Source organism: Sphingobacteriales bacterium (assembly GCA_016706405.1).
In the GTDB taxonomy this organism is placed as follows: Bacteria; Bacteroidota; Bacteroidia; order Chitinophagales; family UBA2359; genus BJ6.
Window position 1 is genome coordinate 611,485 of sequence record JADJJT010000002.1, and the last position, 18,009, is coordinate 629,493.

The following is an 18,009-nucleotide window of genomic DNA, read 5'->3' on the forward strand; positions in this document are numbered from 1 at the left end:
ACCTAAACGCATTGAACCCAAAATAAAAAATCCGGATAGAAAGCATTTTAAAGCCTCTATCCGGATGTTTTAGAATTAGTAAGGAATAAATAACATCAATATTTATTTCATCCTACTTATATTATAAATGTTCAAATTTATTTTTGTGCTGGAGGATATGATATTGTTTTACTGTCATTAAGTTGGGGATTTAATGCAGTTTGGGCAATTTTTTGTTGGCTGTTTATTTTATCCGGATGCTGTTTTTGTTGTTGTAAATTGCCATGTCCCCCGCTACCGGCTGAGGTGTGCCCTCCTAAAATTGGTGCTATAATTAAGCCCACCAAACAAGTTAATTTAATTAAAATATTCATCGAAGGGCCGCTGGTATCTTTAAAGGGGTCGCCTACGGTATCGCCAATAACGGCGGCTTTATGAGGCTCGCTGCCTTTATAATAAACCTGGCCATCAATGGTAACGCCTTTCTCGAACGATTTTTTGGCATTATCCCAAGCGCCGCCGGCATTGCTTTGAAAAATTGCCCACATAACCCCCGAAACAGTTACGCCGGCCATATAGCCACCCAACGCTTCGGCACCTAACACAAAACCTATTATAATGGGCGAAATAATGGTAATTAATCCGGGCAGCATCATTTCGCGTATGGCTGCTTGGGTTGATATTTCTACACAACGGCCATACTCGGGTTTGCCGGTGCCTTCCATAATCCCTTTAATTTCGCGGAACTGCCGGCGCACTTCGTTTACCATAGCCATTGCAGCTTTACCTACCGAGTTCATAGCCAAAGCCGAAAATACAACCGGAATCATGCCGCCTAAAAACAGGGCTGCCAAAACCGGTGCTTTAAAAATATTAATACCGTCAATACCCGTAAAGGTAACATAAGCGGCAAACAAACCAAGTGCTGTAAGTGCCGCCGATGCAATAGCAAAGCCTTTACCTATGGCGGCAGTGGTATTGCCCACCGAGTCTAAAATGTCGGTGCGCTCGCGCACTTCTTTGGGCAGGTGGCTCATTTCGGCAATACCGCCGGCGTTGTCGGCAATAGGGCCAAAAGCGTCAATAGCTAATTGCATGGCTGTGGTTGCCATCATGGCCGATGCCGATATTGCAACGCCATAAAATCCGGCCAACCAGTAGGTAATAATAATTGCTCCTGAAAATATAATAATTGGCAATGCTGTTGAAAGCATACCTTGCCCCAATCCGGCAATAATATTAGTTGCTGCGCCTGTTGCCGAACGTTGCACAATGGCATTTACGGGGCCTTTTCCTAATCCGGTATAATGTTCGGTAATTAACGATATTAATGCGCCAACAACTAAACCTACCGCAACAGCGCCAAATACATTTAACGAGCTAATAGTGCGAGTTCCTTCACCAAAAAACGACAAAGTAATTTCTTTGGGCAGCATCCAAGCAATTAGGCCATAGCAGGCAATACCTGTTAAAATTATCGAAAACCAGTTGCCGCGGTTTAAAGCACCTTGAACTTTGTCGGAGTTTGCTGTGCCGTCGTCTTTAACATTTACAAACCAGGTTCCAATGATTGAAAAAATAATGCCCAGTCCGGCAATGGCAATAGGCAATAAAATAGGCCCAATACCGCCAAAACTATCGGTTAGTTGTGGATTGTCGCGTATTACATAATTACCCAATACCATAGTGGCTAAAACGGTAGCCACATACGAGCCAAACAAGTCGGCACCCATGCCGGCTACGTCGCCTACGTTATCGCCTACGTTGTCGGCAATGGTAGCGGGGTTGCGGGGGTCGTCTTCGGGAATGCCGGCTTCTACTTTACCTACCAAGTCGGCACCTACATCGGCAGCTTTGGTGTATATACCGCCTCCAACGCGGGCAAACAAGGCAATGCTTTCGGCACCTAAAGAAAAACCTGCCAATACTTCTAAAACAAGGGTCATTTTTTGGTAGCCGCCACCAGCCATGTTTCCGCCCATAAAAAACGAGTAAAATAAGGCAAACAACAGGCTTAAGCCTAAAACAGCCAAACCCGCAACGCCTAAGCCCATAACAGCTCCGCCAGTAAACGAAACTTTTAAGGCCTGTGCCAAACTTGTACGGGCGGCTTGTGTAGTGCGCACATTGGCACGAGTAGCTATTTTCATTCCAATAAAACCAGCTATGGCCGAAAAGCATGCACCAACAATAAAAGCCGCTATTATTAGCCAATGTGAGGTAGCCACTATTTGCGACATAATACCAAGCAATACACTGGCAATAAGCACAAAAATAGCTAACACTCGATACTCGGCTTTTAAAAAGGCCATAGCGCCATCGGCTATATGTTTTGAAATAGTGCGCATTTGTTCTTCGCCGGCATCTTGTTTGCTCACCCAGTTAAACTGGACGTACATATATATAAGGCCTAAAACGCCAAAAATTGGTAGTAGGTACACTAAAAACTCCATAATTTAATTTTCTGCTTAATAGATTTTGCGGGTTATTGGTAAATAATAGATTTGCAATATGAGATAAAATGTTAATTTTAACAGATTGACCCGCAAAGATACGTGTAATAATAGAAATATTATGGTTTTTTTGAGGAGTTTTTTGCGAAGCAATATAGTTTATTCCTCCGGAATTTAGGGAATTATTCCGGAGTTTAAATTATCCGGATGCAATTTGCCTTATGATATTGCTATTTTGCTTTTCCGGAGTTAAAGTCAAAAAAATCACAACAAAATTAGCTCATTTGAGGGGCGGGCGCTATATTTTGGTAGATGGTCAGTAAGGTTTTTGCTTCGTTTTGCCAATTATACACTTCGCGGGCAGCTAAACAATTTTGACGTAAACTTTGGTATAATTTTGGGTCGTTGAGCAGTTGGTTGGCCGCCTGTGCAATTTGCGCGGGCTGCAAATTAGGCAATAAAAGTGCAATTTGATACTTGGCGTTAATAGCGGCGTACTCGGTAAAATTGCTGCATAACTGTGGCACACCTGCGTGCATATAATCGAAAAATCGGTTGGCCAGCGAAAGCTCGTAGCTTAGTCCTTGGTTGCTAAAAAAAGTAAATCCCAAAGTGGCGTGTTGGGTAAACATCCGGAGTTGTTCGGGGGGTATCCGGCCAAAAAAATGCACGCTATTTTGTAAATTTAGCTTATTTACCAATGCTTTACAATTGGCCAACACATCACCATCGCCACAAATATACAAGAAACAATTTTCATTTATTAGCGGCATTGCTTCAATTACCTGCTCAATTCCGCGCCCAATATTTACGGCTCCTTGGTATAAGATATAGGTTTTATTAAAAATTTCGGCATTATTGGGCAGGTTAGGCAACTGGTGCTGAGGCTGTAAAACGGTGGCATTGCGCACTACACCAAAAGTTTTACCATATTTTTGCTTAAAAATTTGCGCATACGAGTCGCTAACTGTGTAAGCAGCGTTGGCGGCGGGTGCAATGGTGCGCTCGACCCAAAGCCAAAAACGTTTTACTAAAGGTCTGTTAATAATTTCGGGCAGGTGCGGAAAATACTCGTGGGCATCGTAAACAAAGGGTTTTTTGTGCCAAAAATGGGCAGCAAAATACTGGGGCAAAGCGGTATCTAAATCGGTTGCGCTGTAAACATCAAATTTGTGGCGAAGCAGCCACCAAGCCAAACGCAAATTATATTCTATGTAAAACAGTTTACCCTTGTTAAACCAATTTTTAAGCCGTACCTGCTCAAAAGGCATGGTGGGCAATGGTTTAGAGTGGGGCAATATCCGGCCTACCAATGTAATTTTATAGCCTGCATCTGCCAGTGCGGTGCAAATTCGCTGCATTCGCTGGTCGAAATTCAGGTCGTTGATGACGGTAAAAACGATGGAGGTCGGCAATTTATTTGTGGGCTTAGTTAATGTTTGTTTGATTATATTTTTAGTAAATCTTAGGAATGTATTATGCTCTTTTTATATCCGGATGCTATTTAATTGCCATACCTGTTGAAAGTGGTCAAATAATGGATTTGTTTCGGTTATTTTTCGCGTTCGAGGCATTTGGCAATTACTTCGTCGTAAAGGGTTTCTAATTCGGCGGGATTATTTAAGTACCAATAATAGGTTTGTTTAAATTGTTGCGCAGTTACCCCATGCAGGGCAAAAATTTGTCCGTAATAATCAGGAATTGGTTGCAAACAAGTGCTGTCGGGTCCTAATTTTGTGCGCAATTCGTGTGCTGCCTCTGCCAAATGAATATCGGCTAAAATTACTGCCATTTTTTGGCTTGGAACATTATTGCGGCTTGTTTCGCTTAGGGCTGTTTGTTTGTTATGGCCGTCATCATCGTCAGTATTGGCAGTGCACGAAACGAAGCCCGTTATTAGCAGCAACCACAACAATAATATAGATAAAAGCTTTTTTAATTTCAATTGATGCATCAAAAATATTTCGTTTGTAGGGCAATATTACAACAAATACTACAAAACGAGGTGAAATTAGTGCAGGTGGGCAGAAAAATTACTGTCGTCAACAAGATTAATGAAATAAGGCGGCGTTTATTACGTGAAACTATGTTTGTTTAAAATTGATTGTCAATTGATTTCGGTTTTGGTTTATAAATTTGCACCCACAAATAATAGGTAAACCAAAACAAAGAAAATACCAACAAACCAAACAAGTTGTATTTCAAATCTTGTGGGTCAAAATTTCCATGAATTTTTTCATGCCATATTTTATTCGAATAATCTTGGGCAAACTCAATAAAAGCACCAAATAAAAATAGCATCCCAAATATAAAAAAGTGATTATAAGTTTTCTTGATTCTGAATAAAATATTTAAAAATGCGGCAGCTACAAAGAAAAAAAGCGCATGTAATTCAGAATCAATTTTTCTGAAGGGGGCAGGAAGTTTTATTAAGAAGCCATAGCATGATAATCCGAAACAAACAATTAAAATTATTGATTTAATTTTGTTTGATATTTTAATCATAGGTTACACCCTAACAAGCTTGTTTTTTGTGTTTACTAAATCCGGAGGAATGGGGTATGAGGCGGGTTGTTTTAATTTTATCCGGATAAAATACAGAACGGAAATTTATCCGGATAATGCCTAAAACTATAGCCAAGAATTGCTTGAACAAAACTCGGGCTGGGCACTTTGCCCAAAGGTGTTGAGGTAGTTGTTACCTATTTTATAGAATCCTTTTTAATACGCCTGAATCAGGACTTCAGATGGAATATGTAGTTTTTCGCTTAGTTTTCTAATCATTCCGAGCGACAATTTTCTTTTTCTGTTTAGAATTTCACTCACTCTGCTTTTTAGTCCAATTATTTCTGCCAAATCATTTTGTGAGTAATTTAATTGTTCCATCCGAAATTTAATGGCTTCAATCGGGTCAGGAAGTTCAATAGGGAAGTGTTCCTTTTCGTAATTGTCAATTAAAATTCCCAAAATTTCCAATTCATCGCCTTCTTCTGTTCCGGGTTTTACATCAAAAATTTTTTCAAGTCTTTCAAGTGCTTGATTGTAATCGTTTTCGTTTTTTATTAGCTTTAGTTTCATCTTTTTTTACATTTTATTTATATCTATTTTGTCATATTCAGCGTGTGTTCCAATAAATCGAATCCACATCATCTGATAAGAAAAATTAATTCTGACAATCAGTCTATAATTATTCCCTTTTATGTTAAAACAAACTTTGTTATCGTTCAAAATACTTGCACTCGGAAAATCTGCCTTCAATTCATTTATGTTTTGCCAGGTTGTATTACTTGCTTCTTGATACCACGCTTTTAATTGTTGTTCGCAATCAGAATGAGCTTTCCAAAATTCACGTAATATTTTCTTTGCAATTACTCTCAATTTTTAATTTTTAACAAAGTTAAATAAAAATTCCCAAAATGGGAAATTTATTTTTTAACGTTGAATTTTCTGGAGTTTCTGCATCCGGAGGAATAGGGTATGAGGCAAAAAATCCGGAAAAGAAAACAGATAAATCAAATTTTGCCTAAGGTGTTATCTGCACCACGTTAATAGTTCCCATAATCCCATTATTCCAAATTACCGATACTTTGTTGGTTCCTTGCCCTGTAATGATATTGCCTCCTGTTACCGTCCAGGTATAGGTACTGCCCGGAGTTTCGGCTACAGAATAGGTTTGTGGCTCGTTGGCGCAAACGGTTTTATCACCTATTATATCCGGAGTAAATGAACAAGCTTTTCGGAGGACAAACACTCCAAAAACAGGAAATTGCGATACTGGGTCCTTTGAAGATCCTATAACGGGGGCAAAAGTATGTCCGGTCATTGGGACTGTAATTATGCTGTTTGAACCTAAAACACCTACTGTAATATCGTTGTAATAATCCATCGCATTAACTAATTCATAAGCATCGCCGGGTTGAAGTCCGGAGTCTGCGATGTTTATTTGAACGGAGTCGGCGCTTTCCCAATTGTAAATTACAAGATGCGCTCGTTTTTCTTCGTATTTATTGGGTGTTACAAAATACGCTAAACCTGTGGTGGGCAGTTCGGGCAAGTAGGTGTTTTGGGGGTAATCGGTGGTAGTAAATCCCCAAAGGTAGTATCCATATTGAGCAGGTATGCCGCCAATAATATGATTGCCCGCAACTGAGGCATCAAAAATAGGGGTATTATTAAAACCTAATCTTGTTTGGCACGTCAGGTAATTGCTGTCTAAAACCATATTTTCGACCCCATAATTTAGCCCAAAAGCATTAACAGGGGGTCGGGGCGTATTTGTGCCGGCAAACGTCATATTGTGTTTAATAACAGTATTGCGGATAGGGTTGTTGGCCCCATTTGAGACTACAAAAAAATTATGTGTCCTGTAATTATTACCCACTCCGCCCAAATTTTCAGAGGCGGCACCTCCGTTAAATACAATATTTCTTTGGATGTCAAAGTTTCCAAGTGCGCTGGTGGTAGTTGTTTGCCAAACCTTAATACCATATCCAAAAGTGCTAAAAACAATATTGTTATGAATGTTTTTTATGCCAACTGTATCGTTTTGTAAATACATGCCATGCCCATGACCCTCCCAGTTTGTTCCATTGAGTTGATTATTGCCGATATGGTAAATGAGACAACCATAAGCTTCTGAATTGGTTGCTGTTTTCCACAAATCTAAGCCGCTACCCATATCATGAACAATAAGATTTATAAGTTTTATGTTTGGGGCAGTACAATAGATATCGCCCCTCCGGTCTGTTGTTGGATGGTCGCGGTCAGCGGTATCAGAATTAACTACTTCAATACCCCAAAGCCAAGTGTAACTGCAATTTCCAAGACTAAAAGCCAGCGTATATGTTTGTTGTCCATCAATTGTTGCCCGTTCATTATTGTAGTTTCTGAAAATGATGGGTGCATTTACTTTGCCATTGGTAAAACAGCTAAACGAAGTTTCACTGTTAAAAGAGTTAGTATAAATGCCCTCTCTAAGCCAAATCCAAACGGTGTCGGTTGGGTTATTAATTGCTGCCGGAGCATTAAACGCTTGTTGTAATTTCCAGGGGTTGTTAAAACTGCCATCGCCCGAGCCGGTTGCCGTGGGCGATACATAGTAGTTGGCGGCAAAACATACTGATACCGACAAAAAAAGACAGGCAATAAAAAGTAGCTGCTTGCTCATAAATGCGTTACTTTTAAGTTTGTAAGGCGGTTAATTTTTCGAGAAGCAAAAATAAGGCTAAACTTTAAAAAAATGCTTTTTTTGTTTCTATTTTTAATATTTGGAAATGACGTATTTTAATCCGGAATAGCAGGTGCCAACGTTTTGGAGATGGCTACCCTGGGGAGTCCAATTAGTTTTTGAAGATAATTTTTCCGGAAAAAAACAATTTAGGCAAAACTTAGGTTACATGCCTTTGCTGAAGGTGTTGTTAATTTTTATTGTATCCAAATTGTCTGGTTCTTAAAACTTCTTTCCACCAATTTTCTCTGTCGATAATAATTTGGTCGTCAGTAGTTGATTTGTAAATGTCGAGGATTGAATATTTGAAATTCTGTTTAATATAGTCAAAAGACAGTCGTTTGAGTCCTTCGTTACCACCGTGTCCTGTATTTACATATGTTTGCCATCGTCCCAAAATCATGTTTTCTCCGTAAGCAGAACCAACATACATTCTACCGGTTGATACAGCGGTCAGAAGATAAACACCTTTTTGGTTTTCAAGTGCTGTTTTCCAATTCTCTTTTCCCAATAATCGCTTCATCTCATCCCAAGAAATATTTACCTTTTCGTAACCAGGAAATAAGTCATTGTCAAAAGTGTTGGGTAAAATTTGAGAAACATAACAGTCGTCAATCACTGACTTGGCATTACGAATCATTGTCTGCGCTTTGTTCTTAAATTTTACGATTAAGCGTCCCACATATTTTTCGTATTCGGGTAGCCCTTGATATTCGTAACCAACACCATTTAGCAGATTCAAGTCCTTAGTCACTTGTCCAATATGAAAAAGTAACCATAAATCTTCATTCGGTTTTATCTTAACGAGTCCAACTGTGATTTGCCCTGCTTTGTATGATTTGTTTTTGTTGTAGTTCCAATATTGCCCGGCTAACATTGTAGATATGTCGCCATTTTTAAAAAGTTCTATTGGATTCCAATTTTGAGCGAACATCAAATTGAAGCGAATTTTCACGTTGCTAAGATTGTCAAGTCGTAATATGTCGTTTAGTTTAATGCTGTCCATTTTCTGAAGCCCTTTTGTTTTATTTGTTTTCTTACCATTACGTCAACGGCAGCCCGTCTAAAAACTCATAATTTCGGCAAATTTACATTATAAATTTCAAACAGAGGCGATTTGAGGGCTTGTTTTTTTGTGTCTAATAAATCCGGAGGAAATATATTTTGAGGTGGAAAATGAAGCGGGAAGTAAATTTATCCGGATAATGCCCAAAATTGCCGCCGAAATGCCCAATACCTGTCAAATTGGGCAGCAGGTATTGGTTTTTTCAAAATTCACTTCATTAGGCTTAATTAGGTTCATTTTAAGGCATCCAAAAAAGGGTTGTTAGCGTTGGCGACCGGGGATTTTTTCGCCCACAAAGATATGTCGTTAGAAATTACTGAACAGATTTGGAGATGAAGCTGTATCTGCTTTTTTCTTTTTTCGTTGCATCGTGGTTTTTGTCTTGGTTGAAGGTTCATGTTCATATGTTAGCTCTTCAATATTGCTGTAGGAGCTTTGCCAATAGTTTTGCAATGCAGTAATAAAGTTTTGCCTTTCGTCAATAATGCCTATTGGTTCGTTTAAAAGTAGAAAATTACTAATTTGTGGTGGCTCAATTAAGAGCAGCGAATAAATGTCTTTGCTGTAAAACGTCTGTCGCAAGTCCATTAGTAATCTGCCAAGTGCGTTCTTTCCGGTAAAAATTGTGTTGTCTTCATTTGGAATTGCTCCCCAAAAATTATCTTTAGCTGAATTCTCAACGATATTCTTCAAACCAGTTTCATGTAGGGCCGTCCCAAATAAAATAAAGTTTTGTGCAAGTTTTACATTGATACACCATTTCATAACTTTCAAGCTCAGGTGGTGCCAATCTTCTCTGTCTTCCTTTTTATTTTTGTCACTAATCATTTTTACAAACATCGGACTATTTTGTGCAAGAATTTTTTCTTGTAATTCAGGTAAATGCGGAAACCTACATACTTGAAAAAGTGCTTCAGATGTCCGGATGTCAACACCATTGATGCGCAAAGGAAAACCCGATGCCATATTAGACAGTGCGCCAAACTCTTCCTTGTTTTTTTTGAAAATACAGGAGTTTTCTCTATGGTAAACTCTTATTTCGTTTGGGTCAAGTTTGTGTCTCATTGTTAAATAGCTTAAAAAGTTAAATCGGCTGCTGGTTTGGTATCATTCGATTAACGGTTGTCTTACTGCATTTTAGCCTATAAACCGATTAAGAAAGGGCGGGGCGAGTGGGCAGTTCACACTTTCCCTGCCAACAATTTTGCAAGGCTTTCTGAACTTCAATTTACAATTTTCACGCCGCTTTTATTTGCAACACTGTTGACGGCAGACTGATTTTATTTTTCTTTATCCTCTTCAAATGCAAAGCATCGAAAACCAATATGATCGTGTTGATCCATTCGATTTAAATTACAAAGTATTTCTTCATTTGGATCTTTATCTTTTTTACATACCAGACAAATACCCGGCTTGGGATATAAATCTGGATTATATTCAGTTCCATCATCATAATAATATTTACCTTCAATCATTTGTCTATGTCTTTTTATCAAAAAACTGCTTAAAAAAATTTAACATGTCTTTCCGTAAAGGTTCCCAACTTGGAGGATATGCTTCGTTGCCAGCTTTAAGAGCTCCTTCGATTGATCCATTTAGATGCTTTACTCCAGGAAAGAAAATTTCCTCTGGATCATAGCGTTCATTGCTCCATCTGAAAATCGCAAAATCCCAATTATCAATTTTCCCATTGTATTTTAGTCTCGCAATTGGACTATCTCTTTTACCTTCTTTTCTGTTTAAATATAAAAAGTCTCCCTTATAAGTGGAATAAAATTCTACTCCTGATTTCTTTTTATATACCGTGGCATTAAAGATATCAATTATTGTGTCAGCCTTCTCTTGGATTTCTATCGGAATTTTTGTCTTTGTCATGATGTTTATTCGCGTTTTTATTCAGTTTGCCGGAAACGTCAGTCGGTCTAAAAACTCATAAGTTTCGGCAAATTTACATTATAAGTTTTAAATAGAGGCGATTTGAGGGCTTGTTTTTTTGCGTTAATAAATCCGTATGAAATATGTTTTGAGGCGGGCTGCCTTAATTTTATCCGGATAAAAAAACGAGGGCGTAAATTTATCCGGAAAATGTGCTGATGCAATTTTATCCGGAAGTAATAGGCTCAAACCAAGGCTTTCAAAATTCAAAATTGAGGTTTGCCCAGAACGCGGCAAAGGCAGCTACGGCGGGCGGTTTAGCCCAAAAATCACCTAAATAAAATTTGAGTTGTGCAACGGTTGCCACTGTTAGCGGTTCGTGCTTTTTGTTTGTAGTCTGTAATTGTTATTTCTGCTCAAGTTGCATTTTCAGTCCAAGCAAGTCCACCTCGTTCCAAGATTTTGCAAATCGTCCGTTCTCAACTTTATGGATTACAATTCCTGTAATGGCAACTTTTTTCCCTGTCGCTGGAATACCCATTAAAGTTCCCTTATGAGTGGCGGTCGCTTCAAAGCGAAATGTCACATAGTCAGTGTCGGCAACCAGGTGCGTAATGTTGAATTGAATGTCTGGAAGTGCATTACGGTATTGCTCTACAAAATACATTGCACCTTCAATCCCTTTTGGCTGGTCAGCAAAAGTCGGATTACCGTCCACCCAGTCCTGAGCGAATACCTGGTCAACCACTTCTTTGTTTCGGTTATTGTTCCACCCATCCAAAATCCAAAGTCGGACGAGTTGTTTGTTGGCTTCAATTTTTTGTGTTACGCTGTCCATTGTTGTCTGAATGTTAGTTGTTGAGTTGTCTGTCGGGTTTGAATTGTTGCAAGCCGTCAGAAAGATGCAACTCGCAAAAAAAGCAGGCGTCAGATATTTGATTTGTCGTTTCATATTTGTCACTGTCGTTTCAAGTTTGCACGGTCGTCACAGCCTGACCGCTAACGCCAGTCCGTCTAAAAACTCATAAGTTTCGGCAAATTTACATTATAAGTTTTAAATAGAGGCGATTTGAGGGCTTTTTTTTGCGTTAATAAATCCGGATGAAATATGTTTTGAAGTGGGCTGCCTTAATTTTATCCGGATAAAAAAACGAGGGCGTAAATTTATCCGGAAAATGTGCTGATGCAATTTTATCCGGAAGTAATAGGCTCAAACCAAGGCTTTCAAAATTCAAAATTGCCTAAAACGCGGCAAATGCAGCTACGGCGGGCGGTTTAGCCCAAAAACCCGCTTTATAAAATTTGAGTTGTGCAACGGTTACCCTTGTTGGCTGCTGTTTTATTGCTTTTTGTCTGGCGTAAACTTGTTTTCTTCCACGTCTTTCAAAAATGCAATAAGATTTTTTAAAATAATTTTGTTGGTCGTCATACATACTCATATGGCTTCCGTTAGGGCACAAATACGTTCTGCTATTCAATATGAGTTGACCTTCTTTTTTTATATCGTCAGGGTTCATTTCATCTTTCATACCACCAATCACAAGTGTCGGAACTTTAATATTAGACAACCTGTCCCACATTTCCCAATCTTTAAAATTACCAGTTACGTGAAACTCGTCCACACCCTGCATATGAATATAAATAGTGTGATTGGCTTTCTTAAATGCTCTCATTAATGGCTCTGCCCATTCTTCAACTGGCTTTCGATAAGCAACTTGTGTATAAAGCTTATTCATTAAGAGGTCTTGGTATTGAGGTGAGTCATACAGTTTGAGTTTGTCAAGAGAATCATAAGTTTTCAATTCCTGTTGAGTGAATAGTTTTTGCTTTAACTGTTCAGTGTATGATGTATAACTTTTCATACCAGCAGTCATATTAGAAAGAACAGCAGCTTTCACATGGCTTTGATATTTTTGCAGGTATTCCATTGCCAACATTCCGCCCCAAGAATGTCCAAGCAAGTAAAAATTATCTAAGCCAAGTCCTTTCCTAACTTGTTCTACTTCTTCTACATAGCGTGGAATATTCCATAGCGAAGTGTCTGTTGGAATATCAGAGTTTCCGACACCTAATTGGTCGTAATAATAAAACTCAATTCCTTCTTTGGGCAAAAAATCTTCAAAGCACTCAAAATAGTCGTGAGTAAATCCTGGTCCACCGTGCAGAAGTAGAACTTTGATTTTTCCGTCACCTACTTTTTTTGTCCAAACATTATACTTACCGTCAACCTGTATCATTTTACTCCCACCTGTTTTTATTTCGTAATTCGTGGAAATTGTATCTTGGGTTGAAACCGTGTCGCTTGTTTCAGATGATTGATTGCAAGAGCATAAGCTGGTCAAAATAAGAGTTGTAATGATTAAATTCTTCATTTTTTATTGTTATGGTTTAAGTTTAAAGTTGTCCTGCTAAATAGCTGCCAACGGCAGTCCGTCTAAAACTCATAATTTCGGCAAATTAATTTACATAATAAATTTCAAACAGAGGCGATTTGAGGGCTTATTTTTTGCGTTAATAAATCGGATGAAATATATTTTGAGGCGGGCTGCCTTAATTTTATCCGGATAAAAAAACGAGGGCGTAAATTTATCCGGAAAATGCGCTGATGCAATTTTATCCGGAAGTAATAGGCTCAAACTAAGGCTTTCAAAATTCAAAATGGAGACTTGCCCAGAACGCGGCAAATGCAGCTACGGCGGGCATTTTAGCCCAAAAACTACCTAAATAAAATTTGAGTTGTGCAACGGTTACCGATGTTAGCAACGTGCGCTTTTTGTCGTTCAATTAGTGTCATTTGTTTTTGCCAATGATGTCAAACGGAATTTTTGTATCGGTATATACCTGCCATACTCTAACTTTATTGTCGGTTACAACTACTTTCCATGATGCAGGAAGTTTCCAATGGTTTACGTTTTTGTCTGCTTTTATACTTTTGAAAGTCCCGCTTGCAAAACCAAAAACGGCAAGAGTGTCGTCGTTGGCAAATACGTCTGTTATTTCAATTTTGTAGTCAGGAAACCATTGAAAATAACCTGTCCAGCCTGCTTTCATTTTCTCCTTGCCAATTACTTCATTACCATGTGCGTCAATAAATTTGTGGTCGTCTGTCATAAGTGAATAAATTCTGTCAACGTCATGCTCGTTTATAGCTTTAACGAAGTTTTCAAGAGTCTGTTTCTCCATAATCTTGTTATATGAATGAATAGTTTGTCCAAAAATAAATGGTCCTGCAAAATAAAGTGTCAGTTTAAAAAATATTTTCGTTATTTGTCGAATTGTTAGGTCAATACCTGTTCAGATGTCGCCAGGCGTTGCACCTAACAGCGGTTTGTCTAAAAACCGTTAGTTTTTGGCAAATTTACATTATAAGTTTTAAATAGAGGCGATTTGAGGGCTTGTTTTTTTGCGTTAATAAATCCGGATGAAATATATTTTGAGGCGGGCTGCCTTAATTTTATCCGAATAAAAAAACGAGGGCGCAAATTTATCCGGAAAATGCGCTGATGCAATTTTATCCGGAAGTAATAGGCTCAAACTAAGGCTTTCAAAATTCAAAATTGAGACTTGCCCAGAACGCGGCAAATGTAGCTGCGGCGGGTGTTTTAGCCCAAAAAGTCGCTTAGGAAAAGGGAGGTTGTGCAACGGTTACCCGTGTTATGCCCAGTGCTTCTGTCATTCGATGTCTATTTTGTTTATCTCTTTCATTAGTCTGTCCGTTTCTGTCAAGGCTACGATGATTTTTTGATAATGTAATATGTCGTCAAACTCCAATTTGCGGTCTTTTCGGTCTTTGAGCCATTTTTGGGCGGGTTGATAACCACCGATATAAAACTCCCAAGCCACCTGCGGAACGTTGTTGAAAAACTGCGTGTCGTTTATGTAAACTTTACCGTCTTGATATTTTGGTTTGGTTACAATGTTGTCTCCGTCTATTGGATATTGCGTGATGTATTTCTCAACGGTTGAGCTTTCCAATAAATGAATTTGTCTGATTTGCGAGCCAAAGATTACCAATTGCCAAAATGTTTCTTTGTCTTTTGGATATGGTACTCTAGGAAAATCAATTTTCAAAAACTCTTTGTATTTCTCTCGGTAAGTTGGCGAATGCAAAACCGCATAGACGTAATCTACAATATCAATTGGAGCAAAAGTATTTTCTGTATATTGCTTTTCATTCGTGAAAGTCAGGTCAATTTTGGAAGCGAGTTGATTAACAATTTCAAGATTTAAGTTTGGCTGTCTTTCTGTTGTTTGCTCAATTGTTTGCTGACCTGAATTGTCAGGATATAAATAAAGCGGAAAAAGATTTACTCCACCACGTCTAAAAATATTTGCGTCAACAGGATGTTTTGAAACGGTTGTTAAGCACCAATCAATATCACCTACCGCTAATCCTTGTCTACCAATTCCTAATAATAGGTTTTCTTTATTCAGCACATTTTGAATTAATTCCTTTCGTGGATAATCCATCATTACATAACTGAAATAGCAAGGTCTATCATCAAAAGGTCTATAACCACATTTTACTGCTTTACTTTCCCAATTTTTATCATTTTGAATTTCATTTCTTGCTTTTTCTAGTTTCCAATCTCGATTATCGGATATTGAATATTTTTTAAAAAGTTCTTCGTTTGTATTTTCCTTGTTGATAAGGTCTAAGGCTCTTGATTTTATATTTTTCATTTCAAAATCTATTGCAAAATCATCTCTATGGGTTTGAAAACCCATTACATTGACTTTGAAAAGATTAATCGGATTTATCCATTCATTGTATTTTTTAAGCATTGCTTCATCAATGCTTTTGAACAAAAAACTGTTTTTGAAAGGTGTAAAACAATTGTACTGAATTGATTTTAGCGAATTTTCGGAGAGAAAATCATATTTGAAATCCCGTTTTCCATATAGGTCATAATGAAAAACTTGTCCGAGTTCGTTTGGTTTCTTTTTGCCTGTTTTTACAAAAATATTGATTGAAACGCCTTGTTCAATATCAAAGACGTTCACGTCTTGTGAACCGTCTGGTGCAGTTTCTTTTTTCTTGGCGTTTCCGTGTAAATCAATCGTATAAATTTTGTCATAAGTTTTAAGCAAGTGCCATCGCATACCACGAAAAGTTGGGTTGTCTAAAAATCCGTGTGGGTTGATGTATGCTAAAACTCCACTTCCGTTTTTTTCTATAAAATGCTGACCGTATCGCAAAAACTTTACATAATCGTCATTGATGAATTTTGAATTTTGTTCTTTCAGCTTTTCTTTTCCGCCCGGTTCTTTTTTGAAATCTTCCATCAATTTCATAATCCATTCGCCTTTGTTGGCACTTTCTCCGCTATACGGTGGATTACCAATTACACACATAACAGGCGTATCACGCTTGATGTGATTTGCTTCGTTTGCTTCGGTGCTTAACCAATTGGCAAATAAAGTTCCTGTGTCGGGGTGACTTTCTTCAAGGCTGTTTGTAAGATAAACTCTAAAACGTTGGTTGGTGGTTGGCTTGTAGCCTGTTTCGGTTAAAAGCAAATCTAATTTCAAGTGTGCCATTGCATAACTTGCCATTAGCAACTCAAAACCGTTGAGGCGAGGTAACAAATGTGTTTCAACATAATTGCTCCAAATGCCTTGTTGTCCTTCAAACTTTTTGTGAATGTGTTTTACCACTTCGGCAAGGAAAGTACCTGTTCCTGTTGCTGGGTCAAGTATCTGAACTTTGTGAACGTCTTGCTCAACTTTCTTGCCTTGTTGTTCAATTTTAATTCTCGTTTTGCTATTGTCTGCAAGTCCTTGCGGTAAGTCAAATTCAGTTTTTAGAATATCGTCAACAGCACGAACTATAAAATTTACAACGGGTTGCGGTGTGTACCAAACGCCCCTTGCTTTGCGGAGTTTCGGGTCGTACTCGCTTAGGAAAGTTTCGTAAAAATGGATGATTGGGTCTTCCATTTTTGTTGACTTTCCGTAATTCTTTAAAATTTCTTCCACGTTGCAATGCAGAAAAATTTCTACCAAGCTGTCAACTATCCATTTTATGCGGTCGTCAATATCAGGTCCAGCTATGTAGCCAAATAGTTTTCGCAAAAATGGATTTGATTTCGGAATAAGTTCGGCTGCTTCTTGTCTGCTGAAAGTTGGTAAAGTTGGGTCGTGCAAACGAGCCGCAAACATTCCGTATGAAATGGTTTGTGCATAAACATCAGCAAATCCTTTTGGCGTAATGTCGTGAATTAGAATTTGTTTGAAAGCCTTCATTTGGTCTTTCAGTGTGCTGTCTTCGTGATTGGTTTCATCACTTGTCAAAGCCTTTTCAATAACTTCAGAAAGAAGGCGGGCTTTGCCCGCCATCATTTCTGCAAGTCTTTTTGAACTTTTTATTGTCTGCCCGATGTGGGTGCAAAAGTCTTTGATGAAGTTTTCAAAACTTGAAAAATTCTCGGTCAACGGTTTTATGCCTTTTTCGCTGATTTCTCCAATGGTAATTTTCATTACAAACTGTCCGTCACGGTATAAATGAAAGTCGAGATAGTCTGTAAATATGATGTTATTTAGTGATGCTTTGTAACGGTCAAACTGTTCTTTGTTTCCTGTTTTCTTTGCTCCTTCAAGGTCTTTATCACCAATGTCTTTAGCTTCTATAAAACCAACAGGAATATCTTTTTTTGTCAAGATGTAGTCAGGTGCTCCGCAACTTTGTCTTTTGGGTTCGTTGGTTGCTCTGATTGTCGGCACCAAACTTTCTAACAGTTGTTGTAAGTCGCCCCGAAAAGTATGCTCGGTTGCGTTACCAAGTTTAAAGCGTTTATTTATGTTGTCTATGTACTGTTCTAAAGATCTGTTCACTTGTCAATTTATTTCAGTCCTAAATTAGTTTTTTCTGTCGGTCTGATGTTTTGGTATTGTCGTTTTAGCATTGGGCATAACGGAAAAGGCTTTGCGTTGGGCGGTTTACGAAGTACAAATTTACAATACATTTTTAACTTTTATTAGAAAATTCTTCCCTTGAAATAACACTTCCGCCTGCCTAACCGTAAAGCCATTGTTATATAAATGTTATTTTATCTGCCTGCAAGTTTACACTTTCCAGATACTTTAGCACGACAGTCGGCAAACGACTAACCGTGCTGGCCGAGTTAATAGTTTCGGAAAACTACTAAGTTTTCAAGCGACCTACAAAGTTGCAAAGTTTTACTGTGTTTTCCTATAAATTTTTTTGATAATTTTATATAACTACTACTTATACGCAATTTACTTCGCGTTTTTGTTATTAAATAAACTATCCAATGGGCTTTGTACCCGTTAAATAATAGATTTTTTTTAAAGTTTACAAATAATATAATATGGATACTGCCACTAGTTTCTGCTGCACTATAGGTACAATTTACTAACTATACTCGGTTTTGGTAGGCAACTATACG

18 protein-coding genes are annotated in these 18,009 nt (G+C 38.2%); 2 read left to right on the top strand and 16 right to left on the bottom strand.

Annotated elements, in window-relative coordinates; all coding sequences use genetic code 11:
* Positions 1–137: 137 nt before the first annotated feature.
* The 4 genes from IPI59_08760 to IPI59_08775 form a co-directional block, all read right to left on the bottom strand.
* On the bottom strand, positions 138–2,432 hold the full coding sequence (locus IPI59_08760; GenBank protein ID MBK7527623.1) for a sodium-translocating pyrophosphatase: 2,295 nt from the start codon (positions 2,430–2,432) through the stop codon (positions 138–140).
* Positions 2,433–2,707: 275 nt separating this feature from the next.
* On the bottom strand, positions 2,708–3,847 hold the full coding sequence (locus IPI59_08765; GenBank protein ID MBK7527624.1) for a glycosyltransferase: 1,140 nt from the start codon (positions 3,845–3,847) through the stop codon (positions 2,708–2,710).
* Positions 3,848–3,984: 137 nt separating this feature from the next.
* Positions 3,985–4,377, bottom strand: coding sequence for a DUF4296 domain-containing protein (locus IPI59_08770; GenBank protein MBK7527625.1), 393 nt, complete (start codon positions 4,375–4,377; stop codon positions 3,985–3,987).
* Between the two features lie 149 nt (positions 4,378–4,526).
* A complete protein-coding gene (locus IPI59_08775) occupies positions 4,527–4,733 on the bottom strand; it encodes a hypothetical protein (GenBank protein ID MBK7527626.1) in 207 nt (68 codons plus the stop codon).
* A gap of 184 nt (positions 4,734–4,917) precedes the next feature.
* Between IPI59_08775 and IPI59_08780 the strand changes: the two genes are divergently transcribed.
* Positions 4,918–5,061 carry a hypothetical protein gene (locus tag IPI59_08780; GenBank protein MBK7527627.1) on the top strand — a complete coding sequence of 48 codons (144 nt, stop codon included), beginning with the start codon at positions 4,918–4,920 and terminating at the stop codon, positions 5,059–5,061.
* Positions 5,062–5,153: 92 nt separating this feature from the next.
* On the opposite strand, the gene IPI59_08785 is transcribed toward IPI59_08780, so the two are convergent.
* The 4 genes from IPI59_08785 to IPI59_08800 all read right to left on the bottom strand — a co-directional run bounded on the left by IPI59_08785 (position 5,154) and on the right by IPI59_08800 (position 8,665).
* Positions 5,154–5,510 carry a helix-turn-helix domain-containing protein gene (locus tag IPI59_08785; GenBank protein ID MBK7527628.1) on the bottom strand — a complete coding sequence of 119 codons (357 nt, stop codon included), beginning with the start codon at positions 5,508–5,510 and terminating at the stop codon, positions 5,154–5,156.
* Between the two features lie 6 nt (positions 5,511–5,516).
* Complete coding sequence (locus IPI59_08790; GenBank protein ID MBK7527629.1) at positions 5,517–5,810, bottom strand: type II toxin-antitoxin system HigB family toxin; 294 nt, start codon at positions 5,808–5,810, stop codon at positions 5,517–5,519.
* Between the two features lie 145 nt (positions 5,811–5,955).
* A complete protein-coding gene (locus IPI59_08795; GenBank protein ID MBK7527630.1) occupies positions 5,956–7,599 on the bottom strand; it encodes a hypothetical protein in 1,644 nt (547 codons plus the stop codon).
* 250 nt (positions 7,600–7,849) lie between these two features.
* Complete coding sequence (locus tag IPI59_08800) at positions 7,850–8,665, bottom strand: GIY-YIG nuclease family protein (protein MBK7527631.1); 816 nt, start codon at positions 8,663–8,665, stop codon at positions 7,850–7,852.
* 127 nt (positions 8,666–8,792) lie between these two features.
* Here IPI59_08800 and IPI59_08805 point away from each other — a divergent pair, with 127 nt between their 5' ends.
* Positions 8,793–8,990 carry a hypothetical protein gene (locus IPI59_08805; GenBank protein ID MBK7527632.1) on the top strand — a complete coding sequence of 66 codons (198 nt, stop codon included), beginning with the start codon at positions 8,793–8,795 and terminating at the stop codon, positions 8,988–8,990.
* 41 nt (positions 8,991–9,031) lie between these two features.
* On the opposite strand, the gene IPI59_08810 is transcribed toward IPI59_08805, so the two are convergent.
* The 8 genes from IPI59_08810 to IPI59_08845 all read right to left on the bottom strand — a co-directional run bounded on the left by IPI59_08810 (position 9,032) and on the right by IPI59_08845 (position 17,434).
* Positions 9,032–9,790, bottom strand: a complete 759-nt coding sequence (locus IPI59_08810; GenBank protein ID MBK7527633.1) for an NADAR family protein — start codon at positions 9,788–9,790, stop codon at positions 9,032–9,034.
* A 215-nt stretch (positions 9,791–10,005) separates the two neighbouring features.
* The gene (locus tag IPI59_08815) at positions 10,006–10,200 is read right to left on the bottom strand and encodes a hypothetical protein (GenBank protein MBK7527634.1); all 195 of its coding nucleotides are present in this window, start codon (positions 10,198–10,200) and stop codon (positions 10,006–10,008) included.
* 4 nt (positions 10,201–10,204) lie between these two features.
* On the bottom strand, positions 10,205–10,600 hold the full coding sequence (locus IPI59_08820; GenBank protein MBK7527635.1) for a hypothetical protein: 396 nt from the start codon (positions 10,598–10,600) through the stop codon (positions 10,205–10,207).
* Between the two features lie 406 nt (positions 10,601–11,006).
* Positions 11,007–11,552 carry an ester cyclase gene (locus IPI59_08825; GenBank protein MBK7527636.1) on the bottom strand — a complete coding sequence of 182 codons (546 nt, stop codon included), beginning with the start codon at positions 11,550–11,552 and terminating at the stop codon, positions 11,007–11,009.
* A gap of 289 nt (positions 11,553–11,841) precedes the next feature.
* Positions 11,842–12,972 (bottom strand): proline iminopeptidase-family hydrolase, encoded by a 1,131-nt coding sequence (locus IPI59_08830; protein ID MBK7527637.1) that lies wholly within the window; start codon positions 12,970–12,972, stop codon positions 11,842–11,844.
* Positions 12,973–13,062: 90 nt separating this feature from the next.
* The gene (locus tag IPI59_08835) at positions 13,063–13,236 is read right to left on the bottom strand and encodes a hypothetical protein (GenBank protein MBK7527638.1); all 174 of its coding nucleotides are present in this window, start codon (positions 13,234–13,236) and stop codon (positions 13,063–13,065) included.
* A 154-nt stretch (positions 13,237–13,390) separates the two neighbouring features.
* Positions 13,391–13,783 (bottom strand): nuclear transport factor 2 family protein, encoded by a 393-nt coding sequence (locus IPI59_08840; GenBank protein ID MBK7527639.1) that lies wholly within the window; start codon positions 13,781–13,783, stop codon positions 13,391–13,393.
* Between the two features lie 489 nt (positions 13,784–14,272).
* Complete coding sequence (locus IPI59_08845) at positions 14,273–17,434, bottom strand: N-6 DNA methylase (protein MBK7527640.1); 3,162 nt, start codon at positions 17,432–17,434, stop codon at positions 14,273–14,275.
* Positions 17,435–18,009: the final 575 nt, after the last annotated feature.